Source organism: Leclercia sp. M-A074-M (assembly GCF_965195605.1).
Classification (GTDB): domain Bacteria; phylum Pseudomonadota; class Gammaproteobacteria; order Enterobacterales; family Enterobacteriaceae; genus Enterobacter.
The window spans coordinates 533,011-558,194 of record NZ_CBDAHM010000003.1 but is presented as its reverse complement, the minus strand read 5'-3'; the positions used below and the strand labels follow the sequence as shown (position 1 = coordinate 558,194).

Below are 25,184 nucleotides of genomic sequence, written 5' to 3'. Positions count from 1 at the left end.
GGCATATGGGTAATAATTACGGTGCGTTTTATATGACTTTGAGGCAGTATGTAACGATGCAACAACAGTTTAGCCTCACTGCCAGACCGCCTCTGTCAACGATAACCTGACAGCATTGGGCGGGGTTACTAAGGTTAACTGACCAGAAGTTTCGCGGTGCAGGTGGCATTGTGACTCACCGGCGCCAGGATACTCACTTTTCACGTACCAGTAGTTGTAGCGAATGAATACTGAAGCCACTCACGACCAAAATGCAGCACTTTCCACTGGCGTACGTCTTCGTAACGCCCGTGAACAACTTGGACTAAGCCAGCAAGTCGTTGCGGAGCGCTTATGTCTGAAGGTTTCCACGGTCCGCGATATTGAAGAAGATAAGGCTCCTGCCGATCTTGCTTCAACGTTTCTGCGTGGTTATATCCGCTCCTATGCGAAACTGGTTCATATCCCTGAAAACGAACTGCTGCCAATGATGGAAAAACAGGCACCGGTCAGAGCGGCGAAAGTCGCGCCGATGCAGAGTTTTTCGCTGGGCAAACGCCGTAAAAAACGTGATGGCTGGCTGATGAGTTTCACCTGGCTGGTGCTGTTTGTGGTCATCGGCCTGACGGGCGCGTGGTGGTGGCAGAACCATAAAGCGCAGCAGGAAGAGATCACCACCATGGCCGATCAAACTTCCGCCGAGCTCAATAACTCAGCGGGCGATGGTGCCCAGAGCATCCCGCTGAATACCGACGCCTCTGCAAGCGCCAGCGATTCACAGACGCCAGCAACCGGCACTCAGGATATGGCAACGGCGCAAACTGCTGCGCCAGCCGCGGATCAGACGGCGCAGGCACCGGCAGACAATGCGGTGGTGTCGCCTTCTCAGGCTAACGTCGAGACTGCACCTGCAACCGCACCTGCAGCGACGGCGGATGCCACTCAGACCTTACCTGCCGATCCGGCAGGCGTGTCGGCAGCACCTGTTGACCCGAACGCGCTGGTGATGAACTTCACCGCCGACTGCTGGCTGGAAGTGACCGATGCGACGGGCAAAAAGCTGTTCAGCGGTCTGCAGCGTAAAGACGGTAATTTAAACCTGACAGGCCAGGCGCCGTACAAACTCAAGATTGGTGCTCCGGCTGCGGTCCAGATCCAGTTCCAGGGTAAACCTGTCGATCTGAGCCGTTTTATCAGAACTAACCAGGTTGCGCGTCTGACCGTAAATGCCGAACAATCAGCAGCACAGTAAGTAACGGACAGGCAACGCGGGAGATTTTTCATGCATAACCAGGCTCCTATTCCACGTAGAAAATCGAAACGTATTTACGTCGGAAATGTGCCAATCGGCGATGGTGCCCCCATCGCCGTTCAGTCGATGACCAACACCCGCACCACGGATGTGGAAGCGACGGTCAATCAGATCAAAGCGTTAGAACGCGTAGGTGCGGACATTGTTCGCGTTTCCGTGCCAACGATGGATGCGGCAGAAGCATTCAAACTCATCAAGCAGCAGGTCTCTGTTCCGCTGGTTGCCGATATTCACTTCGATTACCGCATCGCGCTGAAAGTGGCGGAATACGGTGTCGATTGTCTGCGTATCAACCCCGGCAATATCGGCAGCGAAGAGCGTATTCGTGCGGTGGTGGATTGCGCCCGCGATAAAAACATCCCCATCCGTATCGGCGTAAACGCCGGTTCTCTGGAAAAAGATCTGCAGGAAAAGTATGGCGAACCGACGCCGCAGGCGCTGCTGGAATCGGCCATGCGTCATGTGGATCATCTCGATCGCCTGAACTTCGATCAATTCAAAGTCAGCGTGAAAGCCTCTGATGTTTTCCTTGCCGTTGAATCCTATCGTCTGCTGGCGAAGCAGATCGATCAGCCGCTGCACCTGGGGATCACCGAAGCCGGTGGCGCGCGCAGTGGGGCGGTGAAGTCAGCCATTGGCCTCGGCCTGCTGCTGAACGAAGGCATTGGCGATACCCTGCGCGTCTCGCTGGCCGCCGATCCGGTCGAAGAGATCAAAGTCGGTTTCGATATTCTGAAATCCCTGCGTATCCGCTCCCGTGGCATCAACTTTATCGCCTGCCCGACCTGTTCGCGTCAGGAGTTTGATGTCATCGGTACCGTGAATGCCCTTGAGCAGCGTCTGGAAGATATCATCACCCCAATGGATGTCTCGATTATCGGCTGCGTGGTAAACGGTCCGGGTGAAGCGCTGGTGTCAACGCTTGGTGTAACGGGCGGCAACAAGAAAAGTGGTCTCTATGAAGATGGCGTTCGCAAAGATCGTCTGGATAATAGCGACATGATCGATCAGCTTGAAGCCCGAATCCGCGCCAAAGCGACCATGCTTGATGAAGCGCAGCGCATCAGCGTGCACCAGGTCGAAAAATAACGTGATGGGAAGCGGTATGCTTCCTGTGTATGATTGAACCCTTCGGTTATGAACCCCAGGGTTCATTTTTGTCTATAGAAAGAGAACAAACGTGGCAAAGAATATTCAAGCCATTCGCGGCATGAACGATTATCTGCCTGCCGAGACCGCCATCTGGCAGCGCATTGAAGGCACCCTGAAGCAGGTGCTCGGCAGCTACGGTTACAGCGAAATCCGTTTGCCGATTGTAGAGCAGACCCCGTTATTCAAGCGCGCTATCGGCGAAGTGACCGATGTGGTTGAAAAAGAGATGTATACCTTTGAGGATCGTAACGGCGACAGCCTGACTTTACGTCCGGAAGGTACGGCGGGCTGTGTTCGCGCCGGCATCGAGCATGGTCTCCTGTACAATCAGGAGCAACGCCTGTGGTATATCGGCCCGATGTTCCGCCACGAACGTCCGCAGAAGGGTCGCTACCGCCAGTTTAACCAGCTGGGTGTCGAAGCCTTTGGCCTGCAGGGTCCGGATATCGACGCTGAGCTGATCATGCTTACCGCGCGCTGGTGGCGTGCGCTGGGCATCGCCGAACATGTTACGCTGGAGCTGAACTCTATCGGTTCTCTTGAAGCGCGCGCGAACTACCGCGATGCGCTGGTGGCCTTCCTGGAACTGCACAAAGAGAAGCTGGACGAAGACTGCAAACGTCGTATGTACAGCAACCCGCTGCGCGTGCTGGACTCCAAGAACCCGGACGTGCAGGCGCTGCTGAACGATGCGCCTGCGCTGGGTGATTACCTGGATGACGACTCCCGCGAACACTTTGCTGGTCTGTGCAAACTGCTGGAAGCTGCTGGTATTACCTATACGGTTAACCAGCGCCTGGTACGTGGCCTGGATTACTATAACCGCACCGTCTTTGAGTGGGTCACTACCAGCCTGGGTTCCCAGGGGACTGTCTGTGCCGGTGGCCGTTATGACGGTCTGGTTGAGCAGTTAGGCGGTCGCCCAGCACCTGCCGTTGGCTTCGCCATGGGCCTTGAGCGACTTGTTTTGTTAGTTCAGGCAGTTAATCCGGAATTTAAAGCCGATCCTGTTGTCGATATATACCTGGTAGCCTCAGGCGCGGAAACGCAGTCTGCGGCAATGCAGCTTGCCGAACGCGTGCGCGATGCGCTCCCGGAGGCTAAGCTGATGACCAACCACGGCGGCGGCAACTTTAAAAAACAGTTCGCCCGTGCCGATAAGTGGGGCGCGCGTATCGCACTGGTACTTGGCGAGTCAGAAGTGGCTAACGGCGAAGTGGTAGTGAAAGATCTGCGCTCTGGTGAGCAAACAACGGTAACGCAGGACGGCGTTGCGGCGCACTTGCGCACTCTACTGGGCTAAGGAGAAGGACTGCGTGGAAATTTACGAGAACGAAAACGACCAGGTTGATGCACTTAAACGCTTCTTTGCTGAAAACGGCAAAGCCCTGGCTGTTGGGGTCATTTTAGGTGTTGGCGCCCTGGTGGGCTGGCGTTACTGGAACAATCATCAGGTCGACTCTGCCCGTGGTTCTTCCTTACAGTATGAAAATACCGTTAGCGCAATCCGCGCCGATCAGCCACAAACGCTGGCGGCGGCAGAGAAATTTGCCGCAGACAACAAAAACACCTACGGTGCGCTGGCTTCCCTGGAAGTGGCTCAGCAGTTTGTTGATAAAAATGAACTGGACAAAGCGGCAGCCCAGCTGCAGCAGGGTCTGGCATCAGCAAGCGACGATAATCTGAAAGCGGTTATCAACCTGCGTCTCGCCCGTATTCAGGTTCAGCAGAAAAAAACTGACGACGCGCTGAAAACGCTGGACAGCGTTAAAGGTGAAGGTTACGCCGCCATTGTTGCCGACCTGCGTGGCGAAGCATTGCTGAGCAAAGGTGACAAACAGGGCGCGCGCAGCGCGTGGGAAGCGGGCGTGAAAAGTAACGCCTCGCCAGCGCTGAGCGAAATGCTGCAGATGAAAATAAATAATTTGTCCGTCTGAGAGGGACCCGATGCAATTGCGTAAATTACTTCTGCCAGGACTGCTTTCCGTTACGTTATTGAGCGGCTGTTCACTGTTCAGCGGTGAAGAAGATGTCGTGACCATGTCGCCACTGCCGACGGTTGAAAACCAGTTTGAACCTTCTACCGCCTGGAGCACCTCCGTGGGCGACGGGATTGGTGATTTCTACTCTAACCTGCATCCGGCTTCTGCGGACGGCGTTGTCTATGCGGCTGACCGTAAAGGCACGGTGAAAGCCCTGAATGCCGACGACGGCAAAGAAGTGTGGTCGGTTAACCTCGCAGAAAAAAGCGGCTGGCTGTCACGCACGCCTGCGCTGCTCTCCGGTGGTGTAACGGTCGCTGGTGGCCATGTCTATATCGGCAGCGAGAAGGCACAGGTCTATGCTCTTAACGCCAGCGATGGCTCCATTGCCTGGCAGACCCGCGTGGCGGGCGAATCGCTCTCTCGTCCGGTCGTCAGCGACGGCATGGTGCTGGTGCATACCGCAAACGGTCAGCTGCAGGCGCTGAATGAAACTGACGGCGCGGTGAAATGGACCGTGAACCTGGATATGCCTGCGCTCTCCCTGCGCGGCGAATCGGCTCCGGCTACCGCGTTTGGCGCCGCCATTGTCGGCGGTGATAACGGTCGCGTTAGCGCCGTACTGATGCAGCAAGGTCAGCTGATCTGGCAGCAGCGTATCTCTCAGGCTACCGGTCCGACCGAAATCGACCGTCTGAGCGACGTCGATACCACGCCGGTTATCGTGAATGGCGTTGTGTATGCGCTGGCCTATAACGGCAACCTGACCGCGATGGATCTGCGTAGTGGTCAAATCATGTGGAAACGTGAGCTGGGCTCGGTGAACGATTTCATCGTTGACGGCAACCGCATCTACCTGGTCGATCAGAACGATCGCGTGCTGGCCCTGAGCACTGAAGGCGGCGTGACGCTGTGGACGCAAAGCGATCTGCTGCACCGTCTGCTGACCGCGCCGGCACTCTATAACGGCAGCCTGGTGGTGGGTGATAGCGAAGGCTATATGCACTGGATTGACCCGAGCAACGGTCGTTTTGTCGCGCAGGAGAAGGTCGACAGTTCCGGCTTCCTGACCGAGCCGGTATCGGTTGACGGTAAACTGCTGATCCAGGCAAAAGACGGCACGCTGTACGCGATCACGCGTTAATCACCGCGGTTGTAGTATACTCAACGGCTCCTGTTGCTTCAGGGGCCGTTTTGATTTTTTAAAAAACGCCGCAAATGCGACGTGATATCGAATTTTATGAGGCTTTAAACATGGTACCTGTGGTCGCGCTTGTCGGGCGCCCGAACGTTGGAAAATCCACTCTTTTTAACCGTTTAACACGCACCCGTGATGCGCTGGTTGCGGATTTCCCGGGGCTCACGCGTGACCGTAAGTACGGTCGTGCAGAAGTGGAAGGTCGTGAGTTTATCTGTATCGATACCGGTGGTATCGACGGTACAGAGGACGGCGTGGAAACCCGCATGGCGGAGCAATCCCTGCTGGCGATCGAAGAGGCCGATATCGTGCTGTTTATGGTCGATGCGCGCGCGGGCCTGATGCCTGCCGACTCGGCTATTGCCAAGCATCTGCGCTCACGTGAAAAAGCAACGTTCCTGGTGGCGAACAAAACTGACGGTATCGATGCCGACCAGGCGATGGCCGATTTCTGGTCATTAGGCCTGGGTGATATCTACCCGATCGCCGCCTCTCACGGTCGTGGCGTGACCAGCCTGCTGGAAACCGCGCTGCTGCCGTTTGTTGATGAGATCAACCCGCCAGAAGAGGTGGATGAAGACGCGGAATACTGGGCGCAGTTTGAAGAGAGCGAAGAGGGCGAAGAAGAGCCTGAAGACGACTTCAATCCACAGGATCTGCCGATCAAGCTGGCGATTGTGGGCCGTCCAAACGTCGGTAAGTCAACGCTTACTAACCGTATTCTCGGTGAAGACCGCGTGGTGGTCTACGACATGCCGGGCACGACCCGTGACAGCATCTACATCCCGATGCAGCGCGACGAGCGTGAATATGTGCTGATCGACACCGCGGGCGTGCGTAAGCGCGGCAAAATCACCGATGTAGTGGAAAAATTCTCGGTAATCAAAACCCTGCAGGCGATTGAAGATGCCAACGTGGTGATGCTGGTTATCGATGCCCGTGAAGGTATCTCCGACCAGGATCTCTCCCTGCTCGGCTTTATCCTCAACAGTGGGCGCTCACTCGTTATCGTCGTCAACAAGTGGGATGGCCTGAGCAATGAAGTGCGTGAGCAGGTGAAAGAGACCCTCGACTTCCGTCTGGGCTTTATCGACTTTGCTCGTGTGCATTTCATCTCTGCCCTGCACGGTAGCGGCGTCGGCAACCTGTTTGAATCCGTACGCGAAGCCTACGACAGCTCTACCCGCCGTGTCGGTACCGCGATGCTGACCCGCATCATGACCATGGCGGCAGAAGACCACCAGCCACCGCTGGTGCGTGGTCGTCGCGTGAAGCTGAAGTATGCGCACGCCGGTGGTTATAACCCACCGATCGTGGTGATTCACGGTAACCAGGTGAAGGATCTGCCCGATTCTTACAAACGTTACCTGATGAACTACTTCCGCAAATCGCTGGACGTAATGGGTACGCCGATCCGTATCCAGTTCAAGGAAGGGGATAACCCGTTTGCTAACAAACGCAACACCCTGACGCCGAACCAGATGCGTAAACGTAAGCGTTTGATTAAACACATCAAGAAAAGCAAATAATCTTTGCTGCTCTGCCAAAAAACCCGCGCCTGTCGCGGGTTTTTTTATGCCTGACAGGAACGAATAATTATTGATGTGATGTCAATCACTATTCATGTTTATCCAACATAAAATCTAAGAAATAAGACGATTGTCGAACTTTCATCTTTTGGTGGTGCACCAGGGGCTGGACAAAAGTTGCTTCAGGTTATCAAATGGTTAAATAACATTTCGCCGGATGTAAAAAAGCCACCCGAATGCTAACGGGACGGCTGACTTCCGGTGCTAACAAGTACGACGACACATCATCTCGGGAGAATTATGCAATCCTCTGTTAATAAAAACGAAAGCCGAACTTTCTTCGGCCATCCTTATCCGCTCGGCGCGCTGTTCTTCACGGAGATGTGGGAGCGCTTCTCGTTTTACGGTATCCGTCCGCTGCTGATCCTCTTTATGGCGGCCACCGTCTATGATGGCGGCATGGGGCTGGCGCGTGAAAATGCCTCCGCTATCGTCGGTATCTTCGCCGGAACCATGTACCTGGCCGCACTGCCGGGCGGCTGGCTGGCGGATAACTGGCTCGGCCAGCAAAGAGCGGTCTGGTACGGTTCGATCCTGATTGCGCTCGGCCACCTGTCGATTGCGCTTTCTGCGGTGATGGGTAACAACCTGTTCTTTATCGGCCTGATGTTTATTGTCCTTGGTTCGGGCCTGTTTAAAACCTGTATTTCGGTAATGGTCGGCACCCTGTATAAGAAAGGCGATGCGCGTCGTGACGGCGGCTTCTCGCTGTTCTATATGGGCATCAACATGGGGTCATTTATCGCGCCGCTGATCTCCGGCTGGTTGATTAAATCCCACGGCTGGCACTGGGGCTTTGGTATCGGCGGCATCGGGATGCTGGTGGCGCTGGTCATCTTCCGCCTGTTTGCCGTACCGGCCATGAAACGCTATGACAGTGAAGTGGGGCTGGACTCCACCTGGAACAGCCCGGTTGCGAAGAAAAACGGTGTCGGCGGCTGGCTGCTGGCACTGGCAGTGGGTATTGCGATTATTGTTACCCTGATTGCTCAGGGCGTGATTGTCATTAACCCGGTCGCCGTGGCCAGCGTGCTGGTGTATGTGATTGCCGCCTCTGTGGCGCTCTACTTCATCTGGCTGTTTGCCTTTGCCGGCCTGAACCGGAAAGAGCGCGCCAGACTGCTGGTCTGCTTTATTCTGCTGGTCTCTGCGGCCTTCTTCTGGTCTGCGTTCGAGCAAAAGCCGACCTCGTTCAATCTGTTTGCGAACGACTACACCAATCGCATGATCGGCGATTTTGAAATCCCGGCCGTGTGGTTCCAGTCAATTAACGCCCTGTTTATTATTCTGCTGGCGCCGGTCTTTAGCTGGGCCTGGCCTAAACTGGCCCAAAACAATATTCGTCCGAGCAGCATCACCAAGTTCGTGATCGGTATTCTGTGCGCGGCAGGGGGCTTTGGCCTGATGATGCTGGCGGCGCAGAATGTCCTCAGTAACGGTGGGGCGGGTGTCTCCCCATTCTGGCTGGTGGGCAGTATTCTGATGCTGACCCTCGGTGAACTGTGCCTGAGCCCGATTGGTCTGGCGACCATGACCCTGCTGGCCCCGGAAAGAATGCGCGGTCAGATGATGGGGCTGTGGTTCTGCGCCAGCGCGCTGGGCAACCTGGCGGCGGGCCTGATTGGCGGGCACGTGAAGGCCGACCAGCTGGATATGCTGCCGGACCTCTTCGCGCGCTGCTCCATTGCCCTGCTGATTTGTGCCGCTGTTCTGACGGTGCTCATTGTTCCGGTGCGTCGTATGCTGGAAAATGCGCAAACGAAAAGTGAGCCGAAACCCGTAACCAACGCCTGAATCTGACCTTTCCTGGCCGGGGCGGTGTTACGCCCCGGCAATGCAACGAAAGAGGTAACAGATGCAGATTGGATTTGTCGGGCTTGGCGCGGTGGTTGAAACCGCCTACCTGCCCGCACTACAAAATACCTTTGGTGATTCACTCCACTCTGTGGGGTTTGATATCCAGCCCGCAAAGACCCTTGCAGGCATCACCCGATCTCCTGCGCTCGACGACCTCCTTGCCCGCCCCCTCGATACGCTTTTTATCACGACCTCATCACTACACCATCTGGATGTGCTTGAGCAGGCGCTGGCCTCCTCCATATCGAGGATTGTGGTCGAAAAACCGATTGTCGCCACGCTTGCCCAGGCCGAAAAACTGACATCGCTGCTGGCGAGGCCGGAGGCGGCCTCCCGGGTGCTGGCGCTCGATCACTGGATGGCGCGCATTCATCTGATACGTCTGGGGCTGATCGGCTCCTTCTCTGACATCGTCAGGATCGAGGGCTTTTTGCAGGAGCCGAGCGGGTTTAACGCGGCGGGGGAGCCTGTCGCGCTTAACTTTGCCACCGGCGAGCCGGATACCCGGACGCTTCGCCACCCGGATGGGGTGATCCTCGATATCGGCACGCACGTACTGGCGATGATGCGCGAAACGGTGCGCTATCTGGGCGGCAGTGGGGATCTGGCCTTGCAGGTGGTGACTGCCAGAGATCGGCTGGGGCGCGATATCGCTAAAGGCGACCTGACCACCGCGGAAGGCGAGGCGCATCTTCAGGGGCAGATTAGCGGCGTGCCGGTGGATATCTGGCTCAACAAATATGCGGGGCCGAGCGGCGGGCAAAAAGGGCTGCGGTTCTATCTGCGTGACGGCCGTATCCTCAGCCACGACCGGCGCGGAGCGGAAGATGTGCTGGAGCTCATTGATAAGGGGCAGGTTGTTCAGAGCTGGCGTTTTGGCGGCACGATTTACGCCCACTGTCTGGCGGAGCATATCCTGGGGGAGCAGAGCCTGTTTGAACGTGCCCCGCAGGAGGTGAGCCGCACAACGCAACGTCGGCTGGAGGAAGTAACATGCCTGCTGACATTACAGCAACAGCTACGTGGCCCCCACTGAGCGCATCGTGTTAAAATCAACAGCGTACTGAATATCCTTTCAAGGAGTCATCATGTCGATTACCTGCCCGGATTGCCATGCGGAGATTGAACCGCAAAACGGCGTGGCGCATTGTGAAAACTGCAACCAGGATATTGCCCTGGAAGCGCGCTGCCCGGAGTGCCATAAGCCGCTCGAGGTGTTAAAAGCCTGCGGTGCGGTGGACTATTTCTGCCAGAACGGCCACGGCCTGATCTCGAAAAAGCGCGTTGAGTTCGTCCTGCCCGGCGCTTAATCGCAGACGCAGTCTTCGCCCTTACGCCACAAATCTACCAGCGAGGGCGGGGCTTCCTGTTCCGGCACCAGTAGGATCACGTCGGTATACTGCGCCTGGTTGTGCCGGGTCCAGACGATCTGGATGCGAAAATAGCGCTGATCCCCGCGCCCCGGTGATGATGCCTGGCCGGGCGGCTGGCCAAGGTTCAGCGCCTGGTCGAGGATCGCTACCACCCGCTGGCGCTGCTGCTCGTTCAGTTCCGAGAGGGCGATACGCCGCAGGCCGCTCAGCTTAGGAATAAAAGCGACGCCGCCCTCGCGGGCCAGCTCAACCACGGCGTCATCCGTCAGTTCCGGGATCTGCATTTACAGTACTCCTGTGCTCTTCCAGGCCTGTTCAATGGCTGCCGCCACGTCGCCGCCGGCGCGTTTCTCTCCGTGATAGATGGTCAGCCGTGCAAAGGCGGCAAAATCTGCGTCCTGCGCCAGGTTGCGATCGCACACCGTATCGTACCAGGCGTAGCCAGCCTTTTCCCAGGCATAGCCCCCAATGGCGGTGGCCGCCAGGTAAAAGGCGCGGTTAGGGATGCCGGAGTTCAGATGAACGCCGCCATTGTCCTCACGGGTTTTAATGAAATCATCCATATGCCCCGGCTGCGGATCTTTGCCCAGCAGTGGATCGTCGTAGGCGCTGCCCGGCTCGGACATGGAACGCAGAGCCTTGCCGTTAACGCCCTCTGCCAGCAGGCCTTCGCCAATCAGCCAGTCGGCCTTATCGGCGGTTTGCTTAAGATGATACTGCTTCACCAGCGCACCAAAAACGTCAGATAACGACTCGTTCAGCGCCCCGGACTGTTCAAAGTAGATAAGCCCGGCTTCGGTTTCGGTGACGCCGTGGCTCAGCTCGTGGGCGACCACGTCGATGGCGATGGTAAAGCGGTTAAAAATCTCACCGTCCCCGTCGCCAAAGACCATCTGCTGCCCGTTCCAGAAGGCGTTCTGATACTCCCGGCCATAATGCACGGTACCGGTGAGGATTAGCCCTTTGTTATCGAGGGAGTCACGCTGATAGTTTTTCCAGAAAAAATCATGGGTGATGCCCAGATAATCGTAGGCTTCGTCCACCGCCACGTCGCCGTTAGAGCGTTGCCCCTCATAGCGCACCTGGGTGCCCGGCAGCTCCTGGGTCTGCCTGGCGTCGTAAATGTCCCGCTCCAGCTGCCCGGGTCTGTTCACGTGCGGCGCGACAGGTTTGCCCGGCATGTGGGCCATCAGCGTCTGGACATGGGTCAGGGTCTGGCGAGCGCAGCGCTGCTGCGGCTCAGAGCCGCTCTCAATAATACGGCGAAGGATATAGGGCGGGATCACGCTATAGATTCGGGTCATGCGTCTCTCCTGTTATGGCAATGCCGAAAAAAGCAACAGCTTAAGTGTATGCCATCGCAGCAAAACGGCAGGCAAGTCGGACAAATCGCGGGGCGAAAAAGTGGCGCACCCGGCGCGCAGGGTTTAGGTTTTAACGACCCAATGCGAGGAACGGCATGAAGAAAAACCTGGCTCTGGCCATCACAGGATTTACCTTGATCGCTATAACCTATGGGATGGCGCGCTTTTCATGGGGCATTATGCTGCCGGATATCCGGCAGGCTATCCCTTTCTCGCCGCAGGCCGCGGGGCTGATTGCCGCCTGCAGCTACGGGGCCTATTGCCTGTCGGTTTTTTTCGCCTCGTCTCTCACTGAGCGCTTCGGGCCGTGCTTGCCGGCGGTTCTGGCGGCCTTAACGGCGGCGGCCGGGCTGCTGATTCTGGCGTTCGCCCCTTCGCCGCCGGTGCTGGCCGCGGGCCTGTTCATTGCTGGCCTCAGTTCGGGGCTGGCGTCTCCCGCCCTGGCAGGGGCCGTAAGCATCGGGGTTAACCCCGAGCGGCAAACTCAGGTGAACACCATTATCAATGCCGGGACCAGCGGCGGCATCATTCTGTCGGTGCCGGTGCTGTTTTTTGTGCCGGGCGGCTGGCGAGTTGCCTGCGCGATCTTTGCCCTGCTGGCGTTAGCCTCTCTTCTTCCCGTCTGGCGCTATCTGCCCCGCGCGGGAAGGGCGGGCGAAACGACCCCGGGCTGGCGCAGCCTGATGCAGAAACCGGGGATGATTCGGCTCTCCGCTATTGCGCTGGTCAGCGGCATCGCCAGCGCCGCCTGGTGGAGCTTCGGCCCCGAGCTTTTACAGCGCCATACCAGGCTGGAGGACGCCGCCACCAACATCCTGTGGCTGGTGAGCGGCGGGGCTGGGGTGGCCGCCGTTTTTACCGGCAGCCTGGCGAAACGCATCGGCATGCGCGGGGTTTATCGCGGATCGCAGATCTTTATGGCGGGGTCGCTGATTGCCCTGGCCTTCAGCAAGGGCTTTGCCTGGTGGCTGCTGCCGGTAGTGGCGATGAGCGGGGCGGGATATGTGATTTTATCCGGCGTGCTGCTGGTTCAGGGGGCGCGGGTCGCGGAGCCTTCGCCTGCGGCCGGAGTCAGCGTCGCCTTCCTGATGCTGGCGGTCGGGCAGATTATCGGCTCGGTGCTCTTTGGCCAGCTGTATGGATTTGTCGGCGCGGCGTGGGCGCTGCTGGCCTTCTCCGCGCTATCGCTGGCGATGCTGGCGGTGATGCCCGACGCCCGGAATTAATCGCGTCATCCCTTTTTGCGGGCGCGGGTTTTTCTGGCCGGCGTCACGCCTTTCACTTCGCTTTCCACCCAGCCATCTGACAGCCGGGTAGTAAGCACATCCCCCGCTTTGACCTGTTTCGTCTGCTTCAGCACTTTGCCGTCGGTTGCCGTGGTCACGCTGTAGCCGCGCGCCAGGGTTGAGAGCGGGCTGACGGCTTCCAGGTGGGTGACCGCGTTACCAAAACGCTCGCGGGTGCTGCTCAGGCGGGCACGCAGATTCTCCGCAAGGCGATACTCCAGCTGCTGAATGCGGGTTTGCGCGCGGTAAATACGCGGCTGCGGGTTGTGCTGGTTCAGGCGCTGGGTAACGCGCTGCTGGCGTTGCACCGCCCGTTTAAGCTGACTATCCACCGCCACGTTCATCCGCTGGCGCAGACGTTCCAGCACGGTTTGCTGGCGCGCCAGGCGCAGCTGCGGGTGCTGCTGTTGCAGACGATGATGAAGCTGGGTAAAGCGACGGGTGCGGTTGGCAAGGAAATAGTCCATCGCCATCTCCAGCCTTTGCTGGCCGTTTTGCAGCTGGCGCAGCAGCTCGAGCTGGTTACGGCTCACCATCTCTGCCGCAGCGGACGGTGTGGGGGCCCGCAGGTCAGCAACAAAATCGGCGATAGTGACGTCAGTTTCGTGCCCGACGGCGCTGACTACCGGGATCCGGCTGGCAAAAATCGCCCGCGCCACCCGTTCGTCATTAAAGCTCCAGAGATCTTCCAGCGAGCCGCCGCCGCGCCCGACAATCAGCACATCACACTCCTGACGGGCGTTAGCAAGCGCAATGGCGCGGACAATTTGACCCGGCGCATCATCGCCCTGCACCGCGGTTGGATAGATAACGACCGGCAGGGAGGGGTCGCGACGTTTCAGAACGTGCAGAATGTCATGCAGCGCGGCGCCGGTTTTCGAGGTGATCACCCCCACGCAGTGGGCGGGGGAGGGGAGGGGCTGTTTGTACTGCTGATCGAACAGCCCTTCTGCGGAAAGCGCCGCTTTCAGCTGCTCATATTTTTGCTGAAGAAGCCCTTCCCCCGCAGGCTGCATGCTCTCAACGATAATCTGATAATCACCGCGCGGCTCGTACAGCGTGATACTGGCGCGAACCAACACCTGCTGCCCGTGCTGCGGACGGAAGGTCACCCGGCGGTTGCTGTTGCGGAACATCGCGCAGCGCACCTGAGCGGTATTGTCCTTCAGGGTGAAGTACCAGTGACCGGACGCCGGCTGGGTGAAATTGGAGATCTCTCCGCTGATCCACACCTGGCCTATTTCCTGCTCAAGCAGCAAGCGGACCGTCTGATTCAGGCGGCTAACAGTATAAATTGAGGGGGACTGGGAGGATAACATGTGAGCGGGATCAAATTCTAAATCAGCAGGTTATTCAGTCGATAGTAACCTGATAAGAGGCAATCGCAAGCATTATTTATAAAAAAGTGTGGATGCAATCGGTTACGCTCTGTATAATGCCACGGCAATATTTAACCACCCAGGTCAGAGATATTGCCCATGCTACGTATCGCTAAAGAAGCACTGACGTTTGACGACGTCCTCCTCGTTCCCGCTCATTCCACCGTTCTGCCGAATACTGCCGACCTCAGCACGCAGTTAACCAAGACCATTCGCCTGAACATTCCTATGCTCTCCGCGGCAATGGACACCGTGACGGAAGCGCGCCTGGCTATCGCCCTGGCTCAGGAAGGCGGCATTGGCTTTATTCATAAAAACATGTCTATCGAGCGTCAGGCGGAAGAAGTTCGCCGCGTGAAGAAACATGAATCTGGCATCGTTACCGACCCACAAACCGTTCTGCCAACCACCACCCTGCACGAAGTGAAAGCGCTGACCGAGCGTAATGGTTTTGCAGGCTATCCGGTTGTCACCTCCGATAACGAACTGGTGGGCATCATCACTGGCCGTGACGTGCGTTTCGTCACCGACCTGAACCAGCCAGTCAGCGTTTACATGACCCCGAAAGAGCGTCTGGTCACCGTGCGTGAGGGTGAATCCCGCGACGTGGTCTTCGCAAAAATGCACGAAAAACGCGTTGAAAAAGCGCTGGTTGTGGACGACAGCTTCCACCTGCGCGGCATGATCACCGTTAAAGACTTCCAGAAAGCAGAACGTAAACCGAACGCCTGTAAAGACGAGCATGGCCGTCTGCGCGTTGGCGCGGCGGTGGGCGCAGGTGCGGGCAACGAAGAGCGCGTTGATGCGCTGGTTGCGGCGGGCGTTGACGTGCTGCTGATCGACTCCTCTCATGGCCACTCCGAAGGCGTTCTCCAGCGTATTCGTGAGACCCGTGCAAAATACCCTGACCTGCAGATCATCGGCGGTAACGTGGCAACCGGCGCGGGCGCGCGTGCCCTGGCTGAAGCGGGCTGTAGCGCAGTGAAAGTGGGTATCGGCCCAGGCTCCATCTGTACCACCCGTATCGTGACCGGCGTGGGCGTTCCGCAGATCACTGCGGTATCCGACGCGGTAGAAGCGCTGGAAGGCACCGGTATTCCGGTTATCGCTGACGGCGGTATCCGTTTCTCTGGCGATATCGCGAAAGCGATCGCGGCCGGTGCGGCAGCGGTAATGGTGGGTTCCATGCTGGCCGGTACCGAAGAGTCTCCGGGCGAAATCGAACTGTTCCAGGGGCGTTCTTATAAATCTTACCGTGGAATGGGCTCTCTGGGCGCGATGTCCAAAGGCTCCTCCGACCGCTACTTCCAGACCGACAACGCTGCTGACAAACTGGTGCCGGAAGGTATCGAAGGCCGCGTGGCCTATAAAGGCTACCTGAAAGAGATCATCCACCAGCAGATGGGCGGCCTGCGCTCCTGTATGGGCCTGACCGGCTGTGGTACTATTGACCTGTTACGTACCAAAGCGGAATTTGTGCGTATCAGCGGTGCGGGTATCCAGGAAAGTCACGTTCACGACGTGACCATCACCAAAGAGTCCCCGAACTACCGCATGGGCTCCTGATAAATTTCCACGCCCGGCTATAAGCCGGGCGATTTTGTTTCACTTGCCTCGGAATTAGCGTCAATGACGGAAAATATTCATAAACATCGCATTCTCATTCTGGATTTCGGTTCGCAGTACACTCAGCTGGTGGCACGTCGCGTACGTGAGCTGGGCGTTTACTGTGAACTGTGGGCGTGGGATGTCACGGAAGCACAGATTCGCGAATTCAACCCAAGCGGTATCATTCTCTCTGGCGGCCCGGAAAGCACCACCGAAGAGAACAGCCCGCGCGCGCCGCAGTATGTATTCGAAGCCGGTGTGCCGGTGTTCGGCGTCTGCTACGGCATGCAGACCATGGCGATGCAGCTGGGTGGCCATGTAGAGGGCTCCAACGAGCGTGAGTTCGGCTATGCACAGGTTGAAGTACAGACCGACAGCGCCCTGATCCGCGGTATCGAAGACTCCCTGACCGCCGACGGCAAAGCGCTGCTCGACGTCTGGATGAGTCACGGCGACAAAGTCACCGCTATCCCGTCCGACTTCGTGACCGTTGCCAGCACCGAGAGCTGCCCGTTTGCCATCATGGCGAACGAAGAGAAGCGCTTCTACGGCGTGCAGTTCCACCCGGAAGTGACCCACACCCGTCAGGGCCTGCGCATGCTGGAGCGTTTTGTCATCGACATCTGCCAGTGTGAAGCGCTGTGGACGCCAGCAAAAATCATCGACGACGCCGTGGAGCGTATCCGCCAGCAGGTGGGTGACGACAAAGTGATCCTCGGTCTGTCCGGCGGCGTTGACTCCTCCGTGACCGCGATGCTGCTGCACCGCGCCATCGGCAAAAACCTGACCTGCGTCTTCGTCGACAACGGTCTGCTGCGCCTGAACGAAGCCCAGCAGGTGATGGACATGTTCGGCGACCACTTCGGTCTGAACATCGTTCACGTGGAAGGCGAGCAGCGCTTCCTCGACGCGCTGGCGGGTGAAAACGATCCGGAAGCCAAACGTAAAATCATTGGCCGCGTCTTCGTTGAAGTGTTCGATGAAGAAGCGCTGAAGCTGGAAGATGTGAAGTGGCTGGCGCAGGGCACCATCTACCCTGACGTGATCGAATCCGCGGCATCCGCCACCGGTAAAGCACACGTCATCAAATCTCACCACAACGTGGGCGGCCTGCCGAAAGAGATGAAGATGGGTCTGGTTGAGCCGCTGCGCGAGCTGTTCAAAGACGAAGTGCGTAAGATCGGTCTGGAGCTGGGTCTGCCGTATGACATGCTCTACCGTCATCCGTTCCCGGGGCCGGGTCTGGGCGTGCGCGTGCTGGGCGAAGTGAAGAAAGAGTACTGTGACCTGCTGCGTCGTGCGGACGCGATCTTCATTGAAGAGCTGCACAAAGCTGACCTGTACAACAAAGTGAGCCAGGCGTTCACCGTCTTCCTGCCGGTTCGCTCTGTAGGCGTAATGGGCGATGGCCGTAAGTATGACTGGGTTGTCTCCCTGCGTGCGGTGGAGACCATCGACTTTATGACTGCCCACTGGGCGCACCTGCCGTATGACTTCCTGGGCCGCGTATCCAACCGTATTATCAACGAAGTGAACGGTATTTCCCGCGTGGTGTATGACATCAGCGGTAAGCCACCGGCGACGATCGAGTGGGAATAAATCCCGCCTGTTAAGCGCATATAAATCAAGCCCGCATCGTGCGGGCTTTTTTTCGCTGGCCTCATTTCACCGCTTGCTCAATCACCCGGGCAATCTCCCTGGGATGACTCACCATCGACACATGGCTTGCCGCTACCTCGCTGGTTTTCGCATCAATCGCTTTCGCCATTGCCCGCTCCAGATCCGGGTTGATCATCCGGTCACTCTTGCTGACCACATACCAGCTCGGCTTATCGTGCCAGGCCGCATGCGTGACCTTTTCTGCAAAAGCCTCTGCGCGGATCGGGCCCTGGGTGGCGACCAGTGTGCTTTGCTCGGCCGCATTAATGTCCGGGGCAAAGTCCTGACGTACCGATTTGGCAGGCAAATAGAGAAAACCGTCCGCGGTTTTGGCGATGCCTGCGCTGCCCGGTGGGGCAGGGTAGCAGCTCCCCGCCAGATCCGCCGTCGACTGGCCCGAGTCCGGGGCAAACGCCGCCACGTAAACCAGCGCTTTGACCCGCGCATCGTTACCCGCCTCGCTTATCACCGTGCCGCCCCAGGAGTGGCCTACCAGCACCACATCCCCGTGGGCCCGTGCGATGGCGCGCTGGGTTGCGGCGACATCCTCTTTCAGCGAGGTGAGCGGCAGCTGAACGGCAATGACCTCGGTATGCTGGTGTTGCAGCTTGTCGATCACGCGGTTCCAGCTGCTGCCGTCGGCAAACGCGCCGTGCACCAGAACGACGGTTTTATTATTCGCCAGCGCGGAGCCGCTGGCGGCGGCCAGCAGCAAGCCCACCGCAACGGTATGGATAGACACTTTTTTCATGGTTACGCCTCAGCGATAAATATCGGCGGTGCCGGACAGGGTGTTGTTCCCCCCGGCGGAGGTAATACGAAACGCGCTGGCGCCCGCTTTATCGGCTTTGGCCTGCAGTTTTGCCTCCAGATCCGCCAGCGACGTCGCACCGCTGCTGTCGGAAACGGTGCCAATCTTTTGCTCTCCCTGAGGCTGGTTAATTTCCTGGGCGGCGAAAGCGGAAGAGGCCATTGCGGCAGTGAAGGTCAGGACAGCAATCAGTAATGTTTTCATGGTTTAAATCCTCAAAAATAAGTCAGGGGTTGCGTTCAGTGCATAACCGCGGCATGCGGCGGCACGGTAAATTCAATGGTTTTACGATCAACAGGTTTATGAGTTGGGTCAGCGAGAATAAGGGTCACCTTGTGATGACCTGCGGGTAGCCCCACCAGAATGATCGGTTCACCGCTGGCGTCGGCCCAGTGCCAGGGATTGTCATCCACGATGACGTGGATATGGCCGATGCGCGGCGTCACTTTCAACGCCTCAGGCCCGAACACCGGTTCAATGCGCATGTTCTCTGCGCGGTATTGAATAAAGACCGCGCCTTTACTTAGCGGACCCGCCAGCGGCGGATCCACAATCAGCTTCGCCGGAGGCTGGGGTTGTTCGAGCGGTGCTACGGCAGCAGGGCCATTCACCTCCGCCGCACTAAGCCCGCTTAACGGTGCGGCCCAGGTACAGCCTGATGACAAGGCGAACAGCGTGAGCAGGACATTTCGATGCATCATCCGGGTATCTCCTCTTCAGGTAATCAGTGACGACAGGTACAGAAAACCATTTTTATGTATCGGGTCTGTTTGCTGTGGGCGGCTTTTTTGTATGGCTGCGTAAGCAGGGCGGCGGGGATACAGTGCGATACATTCCGCGCATGCGCAGGGCTGTTTCTGCTGGCAGGGTGTCTGCAGAGGCACCCGGCTGGGTGCTCAAGCCAACAGGAGAATGACCATCATGAATCACGAAAAAGTAGCGTTGATTTTCGGCGGGGCACGCGGGATCGGAGCGGCCATTGCGGCGCGACTGGCGCGCGAGGGCTATCGGGTTGCCATTACATGGGTATCCCGTCCGGACCGGGCGCAGGCGCTGGTATCAACCATTGCGCGTCAGGGCGGCCAGGCGATAGCCATTGAAGCCGACAGCGCAGATGCGGCAGCAATCCAGGCGGCAGTGGATACGACGCTGCGCCGCTACGGCAGGCTGGATGTCGCGGTGGTGAACGCGGGTGTGCTTCGCCCTGGAACGATTGAGGAGTATGCCCTGGCGGATCTGGACGCCACGCTGTCGGTCAACGTACGCGGCGTCTTCCTCGCCATTCAGTCGGCGGTGAAGCCGATGACGGAAGGGGGGAGAATTATCACCATCGGCAGCAATACCGCCGTGCGTACCGGGCATGCGGGCAGCAGCGTTTATGCCATGAGCAAAGCGGCGGTGGCATCGATGGTGCAGAACATCGCCCTGGATCTGGCGCCACGGCGCATCACCATTAACAACATCCAGCCAGGGCCCATCGCCACCGATATGACCGCCGGGATGGCGGAGCAGATCATTGGTAGCATTCCGTTGCAAAGAATGGGCGAGCCGGACGAAATCGCCTCGCTGGCGGCCTGGCTTGCCGGGGCGTCATCCGGCTACATGACCGGGGCAAGCCTGACCATCGACGGCGGATTTGTTCTTTAGTCACTCAGGGCAGGGATGCCCTGGCCCCCACGCGCGGCCTGTCCCTTCACCATCGCCACCGCCAGCCCGGCAATCACCAGCGTCAGCCCCCACGACAGCCACATCGCCCCAATCGTCCCTAAAGCCCGGTTCAGCCACGCATAGGCCAGCGGAGAAGCCGCCGCCATCAGTTGGGCCGGGATCAGCAGCACCCCGGTGCGTCTGGCGTACTCTTCAGGGGCAAACAACTGCAACGGCAGCGTAGCTTTGACGATGGTCACCAGGCCGTTAATCGCCCCATAGCCCAGCACAAAACCGGCGGCTGACCAGAGGAAAAGCGTACTGCTCAGGCCGAGCATAAAGCAGACCGGCATGGCAAGGGCGGTGAGCAGGGTCAGGCGCAGCGGAGTCAGTCCCGCTCCGGCCACCACCTCCAGGAACCGCGCCCCGGTCTGCCCAATTCCCCATAACATGCCGACGGCAACCGGCAGCCCGACGCTGGCGATAAATTCCGGCAGATGGGTCGAGGTGCCGTTAGAGACAAAGGTGATCAGCGCGATAAACGTGGCGTACAGCCAGCCGTTGCGCCGATCCTCTCCTCTGGCACGGGCGGCGGGTTTGTTGGCTAGAGGGTGAGTTTGATTGGGTAGCGACAGGGTTAACGCGGCGCTCAGCAGGCCGAACAGGGCATAGATCAGCAGCGCTTCACGCCAGCTCATGACCATGAGCAGTGCCTCTCCCAGCGGCCAGAAGACCACCGAGGCCAGCCCGCCCGCCAGCGTCACGCGGGAGATCGTTCGCCGCGCCTGCTGACCGTAGAGATTCACCAGCGCCGCAAACAGTGCGTCGTACAGCGACAGGCGCATACCGATGCCAGTTAACACCCAGGCGCCGTACCAGGTCATAAGCGAGTGCGTGTAAGCCATGAGCAGACAACTCAAGGCGATCAGCAGGGAGCCGGTCATCACCACGCGCTGGCCGCCGATCCACGCCAGTAAGCGGGCGACAAACGGCGAGAGGGCAGCCATCACCAGCATGGCGAGCGTCAGGCCCGAGTAGATTTGCGCTGACGACCAGCCGGTATCCGCCGTCATCGCCCGGGCAAAGGTGCCGGGCATATAAAAAGAGATCCCCCAGTTGATAAGCTGGTTACAGCCGGCAGTGAGGGAGAGGGCGCGGGGCAGGGCAGGGTTTTTCATTATCTTTCATTCCATCAGGGCGTTATGCTGAGCATATCGGTTGCATCAGGACCCTGGCAGGCCGGTGCATTTATGGCTCCTATAAGAGAAACTTTGTGATGACGACGCTGAATCTGGGACAGCTGGCGACCTTTCGTCTGGTGGTGCAGCGGGGCAGTTTTTCTGCCGCGGCGGATCTGCTGGGACTTTCGCAACCGGCCGTCAGTCTGCAGATCCGCCAGCTGGAGCAGTTTCTGCAGGCGCGATTAATCGAGCGAACCGGACGGGGGATTAAAGCCACCGCGGCGGGGCTCACGTTACTTACGCACGGCGAGCGCATCGAGCAGGCGGTGGATGAGGCGATACGCGCGATAGGGGCCTTCAGCCATGAGGTGAGCGGCACCATTACCCTCGGAATGGGTGCCACGGCCTGCATCCATCTGCTGCCACCTCTGTTGCAGCAGCTGCGTCAGGATCATCCGCTGCTGCGGGTTGGCGTCACCACCGGCAATACCCTTGAGATTGTTCGCGCTATCGAGGAGAACCGTCTCGATCTGGGGCTGGTGACACTCCCGGCTGCCGGGTCTGCGCTTTCGATCGCACCGGTGATGAATGAGGAGTTTGTCTATATCGCCGCCGGGGAAGAGCAGAGGCAGTTCGGCATGCTGACCGCAGAGCATCTACAGGATCGACCCTTTATCGCCTTTAGTGCGGGAAGCAGTACGCGTACGGTCATCGACGCCTGGTTCCAGGCAAGCGGCGTGGAGGTGCAGCCGGTGATGCAGTCCGGCAGCATCGAAGCGATCAAGCGTATGGTTCGTGTCGGGCTGGGGTACAGCATTATTCCCCGCATGGCGGTCGCCTGCGCGCAGGACAGACAGGGATTATGCGTACAATCGCTTACGCCGGTATTACAGCGCCAGCTGGCTATTGTTATGCGTCAGGACAAAATACTGAGCAAAGGAATGAGCGAAATTATTCGTTTATTACAAACAACAGAATAATTAAATTAACCAATAAAAACCAAACGATTAATTAATTGTCGATGTGGAACGCCCGGCATAATCGACAGAGAGGCTGGATTGCTGGGCCTGTTTTTTCTCCTGATGGTGATACCAGGCACCTATAGAGGAATAGACGAAACGGCCAAGGAAAAAGAAGAAGCTGATTAGCAGTATGATACGCGTCATCCGAGTGTTAAACCGATGTCGTCTTCGCATACGTGTGGCCTGACTCACTGTTGTTTTCCTGATAATACCCTGCGGGCGGTACGCCATTAAGGCATACGGGCGGGCAGGGGTCAATTAATCGTAATGTAAAATTGCGTCAACAACTCACTCACTTAATGTTATGTATAATAATTAACTTATTTACGCCATTGATAATTAGCACAAAAGTGTGGTCAAAAAATGTGAATCTAATTGAGCGATATTAATATTTTTGATTTAAGTCAAATGTCACCCGCCGTTGCTAATTAAAATCTTTTATTCCCTTCGTGTAATCGTTATTCGATGCGCGGCAACAGTGTCAGGTTGGATGCCTGTCTGAATTACCCCCGGGATCAGCGGGTTTACTATGGCATCTATGACTATTTTCACTTTATACAAAAAATACAAAGATCGCTGGTGGGCGCTGCCGATGCTTCTGCCGATCGTGCTGCTGCCCATTGCGCGCTTAGCTACTACCTACACCCAGGTTGAGGGGAGTCTGGTGGTGCTCTACTATATGCCGCTGGCGTTGTTACTCGCGCTCATGCTGTTTTATGGAATGGCGGCAGTGCCGGGCATTATGGTTGCGCTCTTCCTGCACTATTATCCCTCGATTGGCGACTACGAAACGGCGATTGCCATTGCGCATTTCCTGATCCCTATAACTCTCAGTTGGGGCGGATATCGGGTCTTCACACCCCGACGTAATATGACTGCCTATGGCGACGCACGGCTTATCGCGCAACGGATGTTCTGGCAGATGTTCTGCCCGGCCACGATTTTTCTCCTGCTATTTCAGTTCGCGGTTTACCTCGGCGTTTACCAGACGCGGTTTGACCTGGCCGGTATCAGTACTCCCGGGATCCGCTCGCTGATTAACTATCAGGGGTTACTGGTTGGCTGCCTGACAGGGGTGCCCTTCAGCTATGTGATCATCCGCATCCTCCGTCATCCCCGCTATCTGCGCAGCCTGATATCGCAGATTAGGAGCCAGATAGACCGCAAAGTGTCGCTGGCAGAAGCTGTCACCTGGATGTTGATCAACAGTGCCTTACTGGCCCTGCTGTTATGGCCGATTAACGAAAACAGCAGTATCTTCAGTACCAACTACACGCTGTCGCTGCTGATGCCGGTCATGCTTTGGGGATCGATGCGCTTTGGTTATAAGCTGATGTCTCTGATCTGGACTCCAGTGCTGATCGTCTCTATTCACTATTTTTACCGCTACATCCCCTGGTCGCAGGGATACGATATTCAGCTCACCATTACCTCCTCCAGTTATCTGGTCTTTACCTTCGTGGTGGTCTATATGGCGGTACTGGCGACGCGACAGCGGGCCATCAATATTCGCGCCCGTCGGCTGGCGTTTCTCGATCCGGTGGTGCACATGCCAAACCTGCGGGCGCTCAATCGTGCCCTGGGCAAAAAACCCTGGTCGGTGCTCTGTTTCTTGCGCATCCCTGAGCTGGAAGTTTTGGGGCGTAACTATGGCGTACTGCTGCGCATCCAGTACAAACAGAAGCTGGCCGCCTGGCTGAATGATTATCTGCAGCCGGATGAGTGCATCTATCAACTCTCGGGTCACGATTTAGTGTTGCGTTTAAATACCGAGCTGCACCAATCCCGTATTGAAGAGCTGGATCTGCACATCAAACGCTTTCGCTTTATCTGGGATGGGATGCCGCTGCAGCCGCAGGTGGGGGTCAGTTACTGCTATGTGCGTTCACCGGTGGTGCATATCTATCTGCTGCTGGGTGAGCTGAGTACCATTGCGGATCTCTCTCTGGCGACCAACCACCCGGAAAACCTGCAGCAGCGGGGCGCAATCAACCTGCAGCGCGGTCTGAAAGACAAGGTTGCGATGATGAATCGCGTGCAGCGGGCGCTGGAAAAAGATGAGTTTACCCTGCTGGCGCAGCCCGTACAGGGCATCCGCGGCGATAGCTATCACGAGATACTGCTCCGCCTGCAAAATGGTGATGCCGGGCTGATCTCGCCCGATATCTTTTTGCCCGTTGCCATGGAGTTTGGCCTTTCGTCGCGAATTGATCTGCTGGTGCTGGAGAAGACGCTTCAGTTTATGGCGAAGAATCGCGAAACGCTCCCGGGGCAGCGGTTCGCCATTAACCTTTCGCCAACGTCCGTTTGCCGGGCCCAGCTGCCGCTTGAGGTCAGCCGGATGTTGCAAAAATATGCCATTGAGAGCTGGCAGCTCATCTTCGAGATCACCGAAAGCAGCAGCTTCGGCAACGCCGGGCTGGCGATGCAGACCGTCAACCATCTGCAGCAGATGGGGTGCCGGATTGCCATTGATGATTTTGGTACCGGCTACGCCAGCTATGCGCGCTTGAAAAACGTGGATGCCGATATTCTGAAGATCGACGGCAGCTTTATTCGTAACATCGTCAGCAATAGTCTGGATTACCAGATTGTCGCTTCGATCTGTCATCTTGCGCGGATGAAAAAGATGCTGGTGGTGGCGGAGTATGTTGAAAGCGAAGAGATCCGCCATGCGGCTGAAGCGCTGGGCATTGACTATTTTCAGGGCTATTTGATTGGCAAACCTGTGCCGCTGGAGAGTCTGCTTAGGGGTGAGGCGCTCGGTATGAGCGCCTGACGGGAA

23 protein-coding genes are annotated in these 25,184 nt (G+C 57.6%); 15 read left to right on the top strand and 8 right to left on the bottom strand.

The genetic code is table 11. The annotated features are described in order from the left end of the window. The first annotated feature begins 223 nt into the window (after positions 1–223). The 9 genes from rodZ (at position 224) to ACOKCT_RS09240 (ending at position 10,379) form a co-directional block, all read left to right on the top strand. Positions 224–1,231, top strand: coding sequence for a cytoskeleton protein RodZ (rodZ, locus tag ACOKCT_RS09280; protein WP_103180710.1), 1,008 nt, complete (start codon positions 224–226; stop codon positions 1,229–1,231). 30 nt (positions 1,232–1,261) lie between these two features. Continuing rightward, positions 1,262–2,380 carry a flavodoxin-dependent (E)-4-hydroxy-3-methylbut-2-enyl-diphosphate synthase gene (gene ispG / locus ACOKCT_RS09275; RefSeq protein ID WP_103824628.1) on the top strand — a complete coding sequence of 373 codons (1,119 nt, stop codon included), beginning with the start codon at positions 1,262–1,264 and terminating at the stop codon, positions 2,378–2,380. A 91-nt stretch (positions 2,381–2,471) separates the two neighbouring features. Beyond that, entirely contained in the window at positions 2,472–3,746 is a 1,275-nt protein-coding gene (hisS, locus tag ACOKCT_RS09270; protein WP_103180708.1) for a histidine--tRNA ligase, read from the top strand. A 13-nt stretch (positions 3,747–3,759) separates the two neighbouring features. Further along, positions 3,760–4,380, top strand: a complete 621-nt coding sequence (locus ACOKCT_RS09265; protein WP_103180707.1) for a YfgM family protein — start codon at positions 3,760–3,762, stop codon at positions 4,378–4,380. A gap of 10 nt (positions 4,381–4,390) precedes the next feature. After that, the gene (gene bamB, locus ACOKCT_RS09260) at positions 4,391–5,569 is read left to right on the top strand and encodes an outer membrane protein assembly factor BamB (protein ID WP_103180706.1); all 1,179 of its coding nucleotides are present in this window, start codon (positions 4,391–4,393) and stop codon (positions 5,567–5,569) included. A gap of 110 nt (positions 5,570–5,679) precedes the next feature. Next, on the top strand, positions 5,680–7,152 hold the full coding sequence (der, locus tag ACOKCT_RS09255) for a ribosome biogenesis GTPase Der (RefSeq protein WP_103181122.1): 1,473 nt from the start codon (positions 5,680–5,682) through the stop codon (positions 7,150–7,152). Positions 7,153–7,452: 300 nt separating this feature from the next. After that, the gene (locus ACOKCT_RS09250) at positions 7,453–9,006 is read left to right on the top strand and encodes a peptide MFS transporter (RefSeq protein ID WP_103180705.1); all 1,554 of its coding nucleotides are present in this window, start codon (positions 7,453–7,455) and stop codon (positions 9,004–9,006) included. 61 nt (positions 9,007–9,067) lie between these two features. Continuing rightward, complete coding sequence (locus ACOKCT_RS09245; RefSeq protein ID WP_420193394.1) at positions 9,068–10,105, top strand: Gfo/Idh/MocA family oxidoreductase; 1,038 nt, start codon at positions 9,068–9,070, stop codon at positions 10,103–10,105. A 52-nt stretch (positions 10,106–10,157) separates the two neighbouring features. Continuing rightward, positions 10,158–10,379 (top strand): zinc ribbon domain-containing protein, encoded by a 222-nt coding sequence (locus ACOKCT_RS09240; RefSeq protein ID WP_103180703.1) that lies wholly within the window; start codon positions 10,158–10,160, stop codon positions 10,377–10,379. Here the strand turns inward: ACOKCT_RS09240 and ACOKCT_RS09235 are convergent. After that, a complete protein-coding gene (locus tag ACOKCT_RS09235; protein ID WP_103180702.1) occupies positions 10,376–10,726 on the bottom strand; it encodes a protealysin inhibitor emfourin in 351 nt (116 codons plus the stop codon). The genes ACOKCT_RS09240 and ACOKCT_RS09235 overlap by 4 nt on opposite strands. Then, complete coding sequence (locus tag ACOKCT_RS09230; RefSeq protein WP_156655026.1) at positions 10,727–11,746, bottom strand: M4 family metallopeptidase; 1,020 nt, start codon at positions 11,744–11,746, stop codon at positions 10,727–10,729. Between the two features lie 155 nt (positions 11,747–11,901). Here ACOKCT_RS09230 and ACOKCT_RS09225 point away from each other — a divergent pair, with 155 nt between their 5' ends. Then, positions 11,902–13,032 carry an MFS transporter gene (locus ACOKCT_RS09225; RefSeq protein WP_420193393.1) on the top strand — a complete coding sequence of 377 codons (1,131 nt, stop codon included), beginning with the start codon at positions 11,902–11,904 and terminating at the stop codon, positions 13,030–13,032. Between the two features lie 5 nt (positions 13,033–13,037). Here ACOKCT_RS09225 and xseA read toward each other — a convergent pair whose 3' ends face one another. Next, positions 13,038–14,411, bottom strand: coding sequence for an exodeoxyribonuclease VII large subunit (xseA, locus tag ACOKCT_RS09220; protein ID WP_180210863.1), 1,374 nt, complete (start codon positions 14,409–14,411; stop codon positions 13,038–13,040). A gap of 159 nt (positions 14,412–14,570) precedes the next feature. On the opposite strand from xseA, the gene guaB reads away from it, so the two are divergent. After that, positions 14,571–16,037 carry an IMP dehydrogenase gene (guaB, locus tag ACOKCT_RS09215; protein WP_156239545.1) on the top strand — a complete coding sequence of 489 codons (1,467 nt, stop codon included), beginning with the start codon at positions 14,571–14,573 and terminating at the stop codon, positions 16,035–16,037. Positions 16,038–16,100: 63 nt separating this feature from the next. Continuing rightward, the gene (guaA, locus tag ACOKCT_RS09210) at positions 16,101–17,678 is read left to right on the top strand and encodes a glutamine-hydrolyzing GMP synthase (RefSeq protein WP_103180698.1); all 1,578 of its coding nucleotides are present in this window, start codon (positions 16,101–16,103) and stop codon (positions 17,676–17,678) included. Between the two features lie 61 nt (positions 17,679–17,739). Here guaA and ACOKCT_RS09205 read toward each other — a convergent pair whose 3' ends face one another. Genes ACOKCT_RS09205 through ACOKCT_RS09195 form a run of 3 tightly spaced genes read right to left on the bottom strand, consistent with a single transcriptional unit; the run spans position 17,740 to position 19,250 of the window. Next, complete coding sequence (locus ACOKCT_RS09205; RefSeq protein WP_263950344.1) at positions 17,740–18,489, bottom strand: alpha/beta fold hydrolase; 750 nt, start codon at positions 18,487–18,489, stop codon at positions 17,740–17,742. Between the two features lie 9 nt (positions 18,490–18,498). Continuing rightward, on the bottom strand, positions 18,499–18,753 hold the full coding sequence (locus ACOKCT_RS09200) for a DUF1471 domain-containing protein (RefSeq protein WP_103180696.1): 255 nt from the start codon (positions 18,751–18,753) through the stop codon (positions 18,499–18,501). 35 nt (positions 18,754–18,788) lie between these two features. After that, complete coding sequence (locus ACOKCT_RS09195) at positions 18,789–19,250, bottom strand: DUF6130 family protein (RefSeq protein WP_420193392.1); 462 nt, start codon at positions 19,248–19,250, stop codon at positions 18,789–18,791. A gap of 220 nt (positions 19,251–19,470) precedes the next feature. On the opposite strand from ACOKCT_RS09195, the gene ACOKCT_RS09190 reads away from it, so the two are divergent. Then, positions 19,471–20,196: an SDR family oxidoreductase gene (locus tag ACOKCT_RS09190; protein ID WP_420193391.1), complete on the top strand. Its 726-nt coding sequence runs from the start codon at positions 19,471–19,473 to the stop codon at positions 20,194–20,196. Here ACOKCT_RS09190 and ACOKCT_RS09185 read toward each other — a convergent pair. Beyond that, the gene (locus tag ACOKCT_RS09185) at positions 20,193–21,374 is read right to left on the bottom strand and encodes an MFS transporter (RefSeq protein WP_420193390.1); all 1,182 of its coding nucleotides are present in this window, start codon (positions 21,372–21,374) and stop codon (positions 20,193–20,195) included. The genes ACOKCT_RS09190 and ACOKCT_RS09185 overlap by 4 nt on opposite strands. 98 nt (positions 21,375–21,472) lie before the next feature. Between ACOKCT_RS09185 and ACOKCT_RS09180 the strand changes: the two genes are divergently transcribed. Further along, positions 21,473–22,357 (top strand): LysR family transcriptional regulator, encoded by an 885-nt coding sequence (locus ACOKCT_RS09180; protein ID WP_103180693.1) that lies wholly within the window; start codon positions 21,473–21,475, stop codon positions 22,355–22,357. A 27-nt stretch (positions 22,358–22,384) separates the two neighbouring features. Here the strand turns inward: ACOKCT_RS09180 and ACOKCT_RS09175 are convergent, their stop codons facing one another. Continuing rightward, positions 22,385–22,591 (bottom strand): YfgG family protein, encoded by a 207-nt coding sequence (locus tag ACOKCT_RS09175; protein WP_103180692.1) that lies wholly within the window; start codon positions 22,589–22,591, stop codon positions 22,385–22,387. A 346-nt stretch (positions 22,592–22,937) separates the two neighbouring features. On the opposite strand from ACOKCT_RS09175, the gene ACOKCT_RS09170 reads away from it, so the two are divergent. Then, on the top strand, positions 22,938–25,178 hold the full coding sequence (locus ACOKCT_RS09170) for an EAL domain-containing protein (RefSeq protein WP_103180691.1): 2,241 nt from the start codon (positions 22,938–22,940) through the stop codon (positions 25,176–25,178). Positions 25,179–25,184 lie beyond the last annotated feature (6 nt).

Bases quoted from the DNA above. Each gene is read 5' to 3' on its own strand.
- ACOKCT_RS09185 (WP_420193390.1), bottom strand. From the start codon at position 21,374: ATGAAAAACCCTGCCCTGCCCCGCGCCCTCTCCCTCACTGCCGGCTGT.
- guaA (WP_103180698.1), top strand. From the start codon at position 16,101: ATGACGGAAAATATTCATAAACATCGCATTCTCATTCTGGATTTCGGT.
- ACOKCT_RS09230 (WP_156655026.1), bottom strand. From the start codon at position 11,746: ATGACCCGAATCTATAGCGTGATCCCGCCCTATATCCTTCGCCGTATT.
- ACOKCT_RS09195 (WP_420193392.1), bottom strand. From the start codon at position 19,250: ATGATGCATCGAAATGTCCTGCTCACGCTGTTCGCCTTGTCATCAGGC.
- ACOKCT_RS09245 (WP_420193394.1), top strand. From the start codon at position 9,068: ATGCAGATTGGATTTGTCGGGCTTGGCGCGGTGGTTGAAACCGCCTAC.
- ACOKCT_RS09240 (WP_103180703.1), top strand. From the start codon at position 10,158: ATGTCGATTACCTGCCCGGATTGCCATGCGGAGATTGAACCGCAAAAC.
- ACOKCT_RS09200 (WP_103180696.1), bottom strand. From the start codon at position 18,753: ATGAAAACATTACTGATTGCTGTCCTGACCTTCACTGCCGCAATGGCC.
- bamB (WP_103180706.1), top strand. From the start codon at position 4,391: ATGCAATTGCGTAAATTACTTCTGCCAGGACTGCTTTCCGTTACGTTA.
- guaB (WP_156239545.1), top strand. From the start codon at position 14,571: ATGCTACGTATCGCTAAAGAAGCACTGACGTTTGACGACGTCCTCCTC.
- ACOKCT_RS09180 (WP_103180693.1), top strand. From the start codon at position 21,473: ATGACGACGCTGAATCTGGGACAGCTGGCGACCTTTCGTCTGGTGGTG.
- ACOKCT_RS09225 (WP_420193393.1), top strand. From the start codon at position 11,902: ATGAAGAAAAACCTGGCTCTGGCCATCACAGGATTTACCTTGATCGCT.
- ACOKCT_RS09190 (WP_420193391.1), top strand. From the start codon at position 19,471: ATGAATCACGAAAAAGTAGCGTTGATTTTCGGCGGGGCACGCGGGATC.
- der (WP_103181122.1), top strand. From the start codon at position 5,680: ATGGTACCTGTGGTCGCGCTTGTCGGGCGCCCGAACGTTGGAAAATCC.
- ACOKCT_RS09205 (WP_263950344.1), bottom strand. From the start codon at position 18,489: ATGAAAAAAGTGTCTATCCATACCGTTGCGGTGGGCTTGCTGCTGGCC.
- xseA (WP_180210863.1), bottom strand. From the start codon at position 14,411: ATGTTATCCTCCCAGTCCCCCTCAATTTATACTGTTAGCCGCCTGAAT.
- ACOKCT_RS09235 (WP_103180702.1), bottom strand. From the start codon at position 10,726: ATGCAGATCCCGGAACTGACGGATGACGCCGTGGTTGAGCTGGCCCGC.
- rodZ (WP_103180710.1), top strand. From the start codon at position 224: ATGAATACTGAAGCCACTCACGACCAAAATGCAGCACTTTCCACTGGC.
- ACOKCT_RS09170 (WP_103180691.1), top strand. From the start codon at position 22,938: ATGACTATTTTCACTTTATACAAAAAATACAAAGATCGCTGGTGGGCG.
- ACOKCT_RS09250 (WP_103180705.1), top strand. From the start codon at position 7,453: ATGCAATCCTCTGTTAATAAAAACGAAAGCCGAACTTTCTTCGGCCAT.
- ispG (WP_103824628.1), top strand. From the start codon at position 1,262: ATGCATAACCAGGCTCCTATTCCACGTAGAAAATCGAAACGTATTTAC.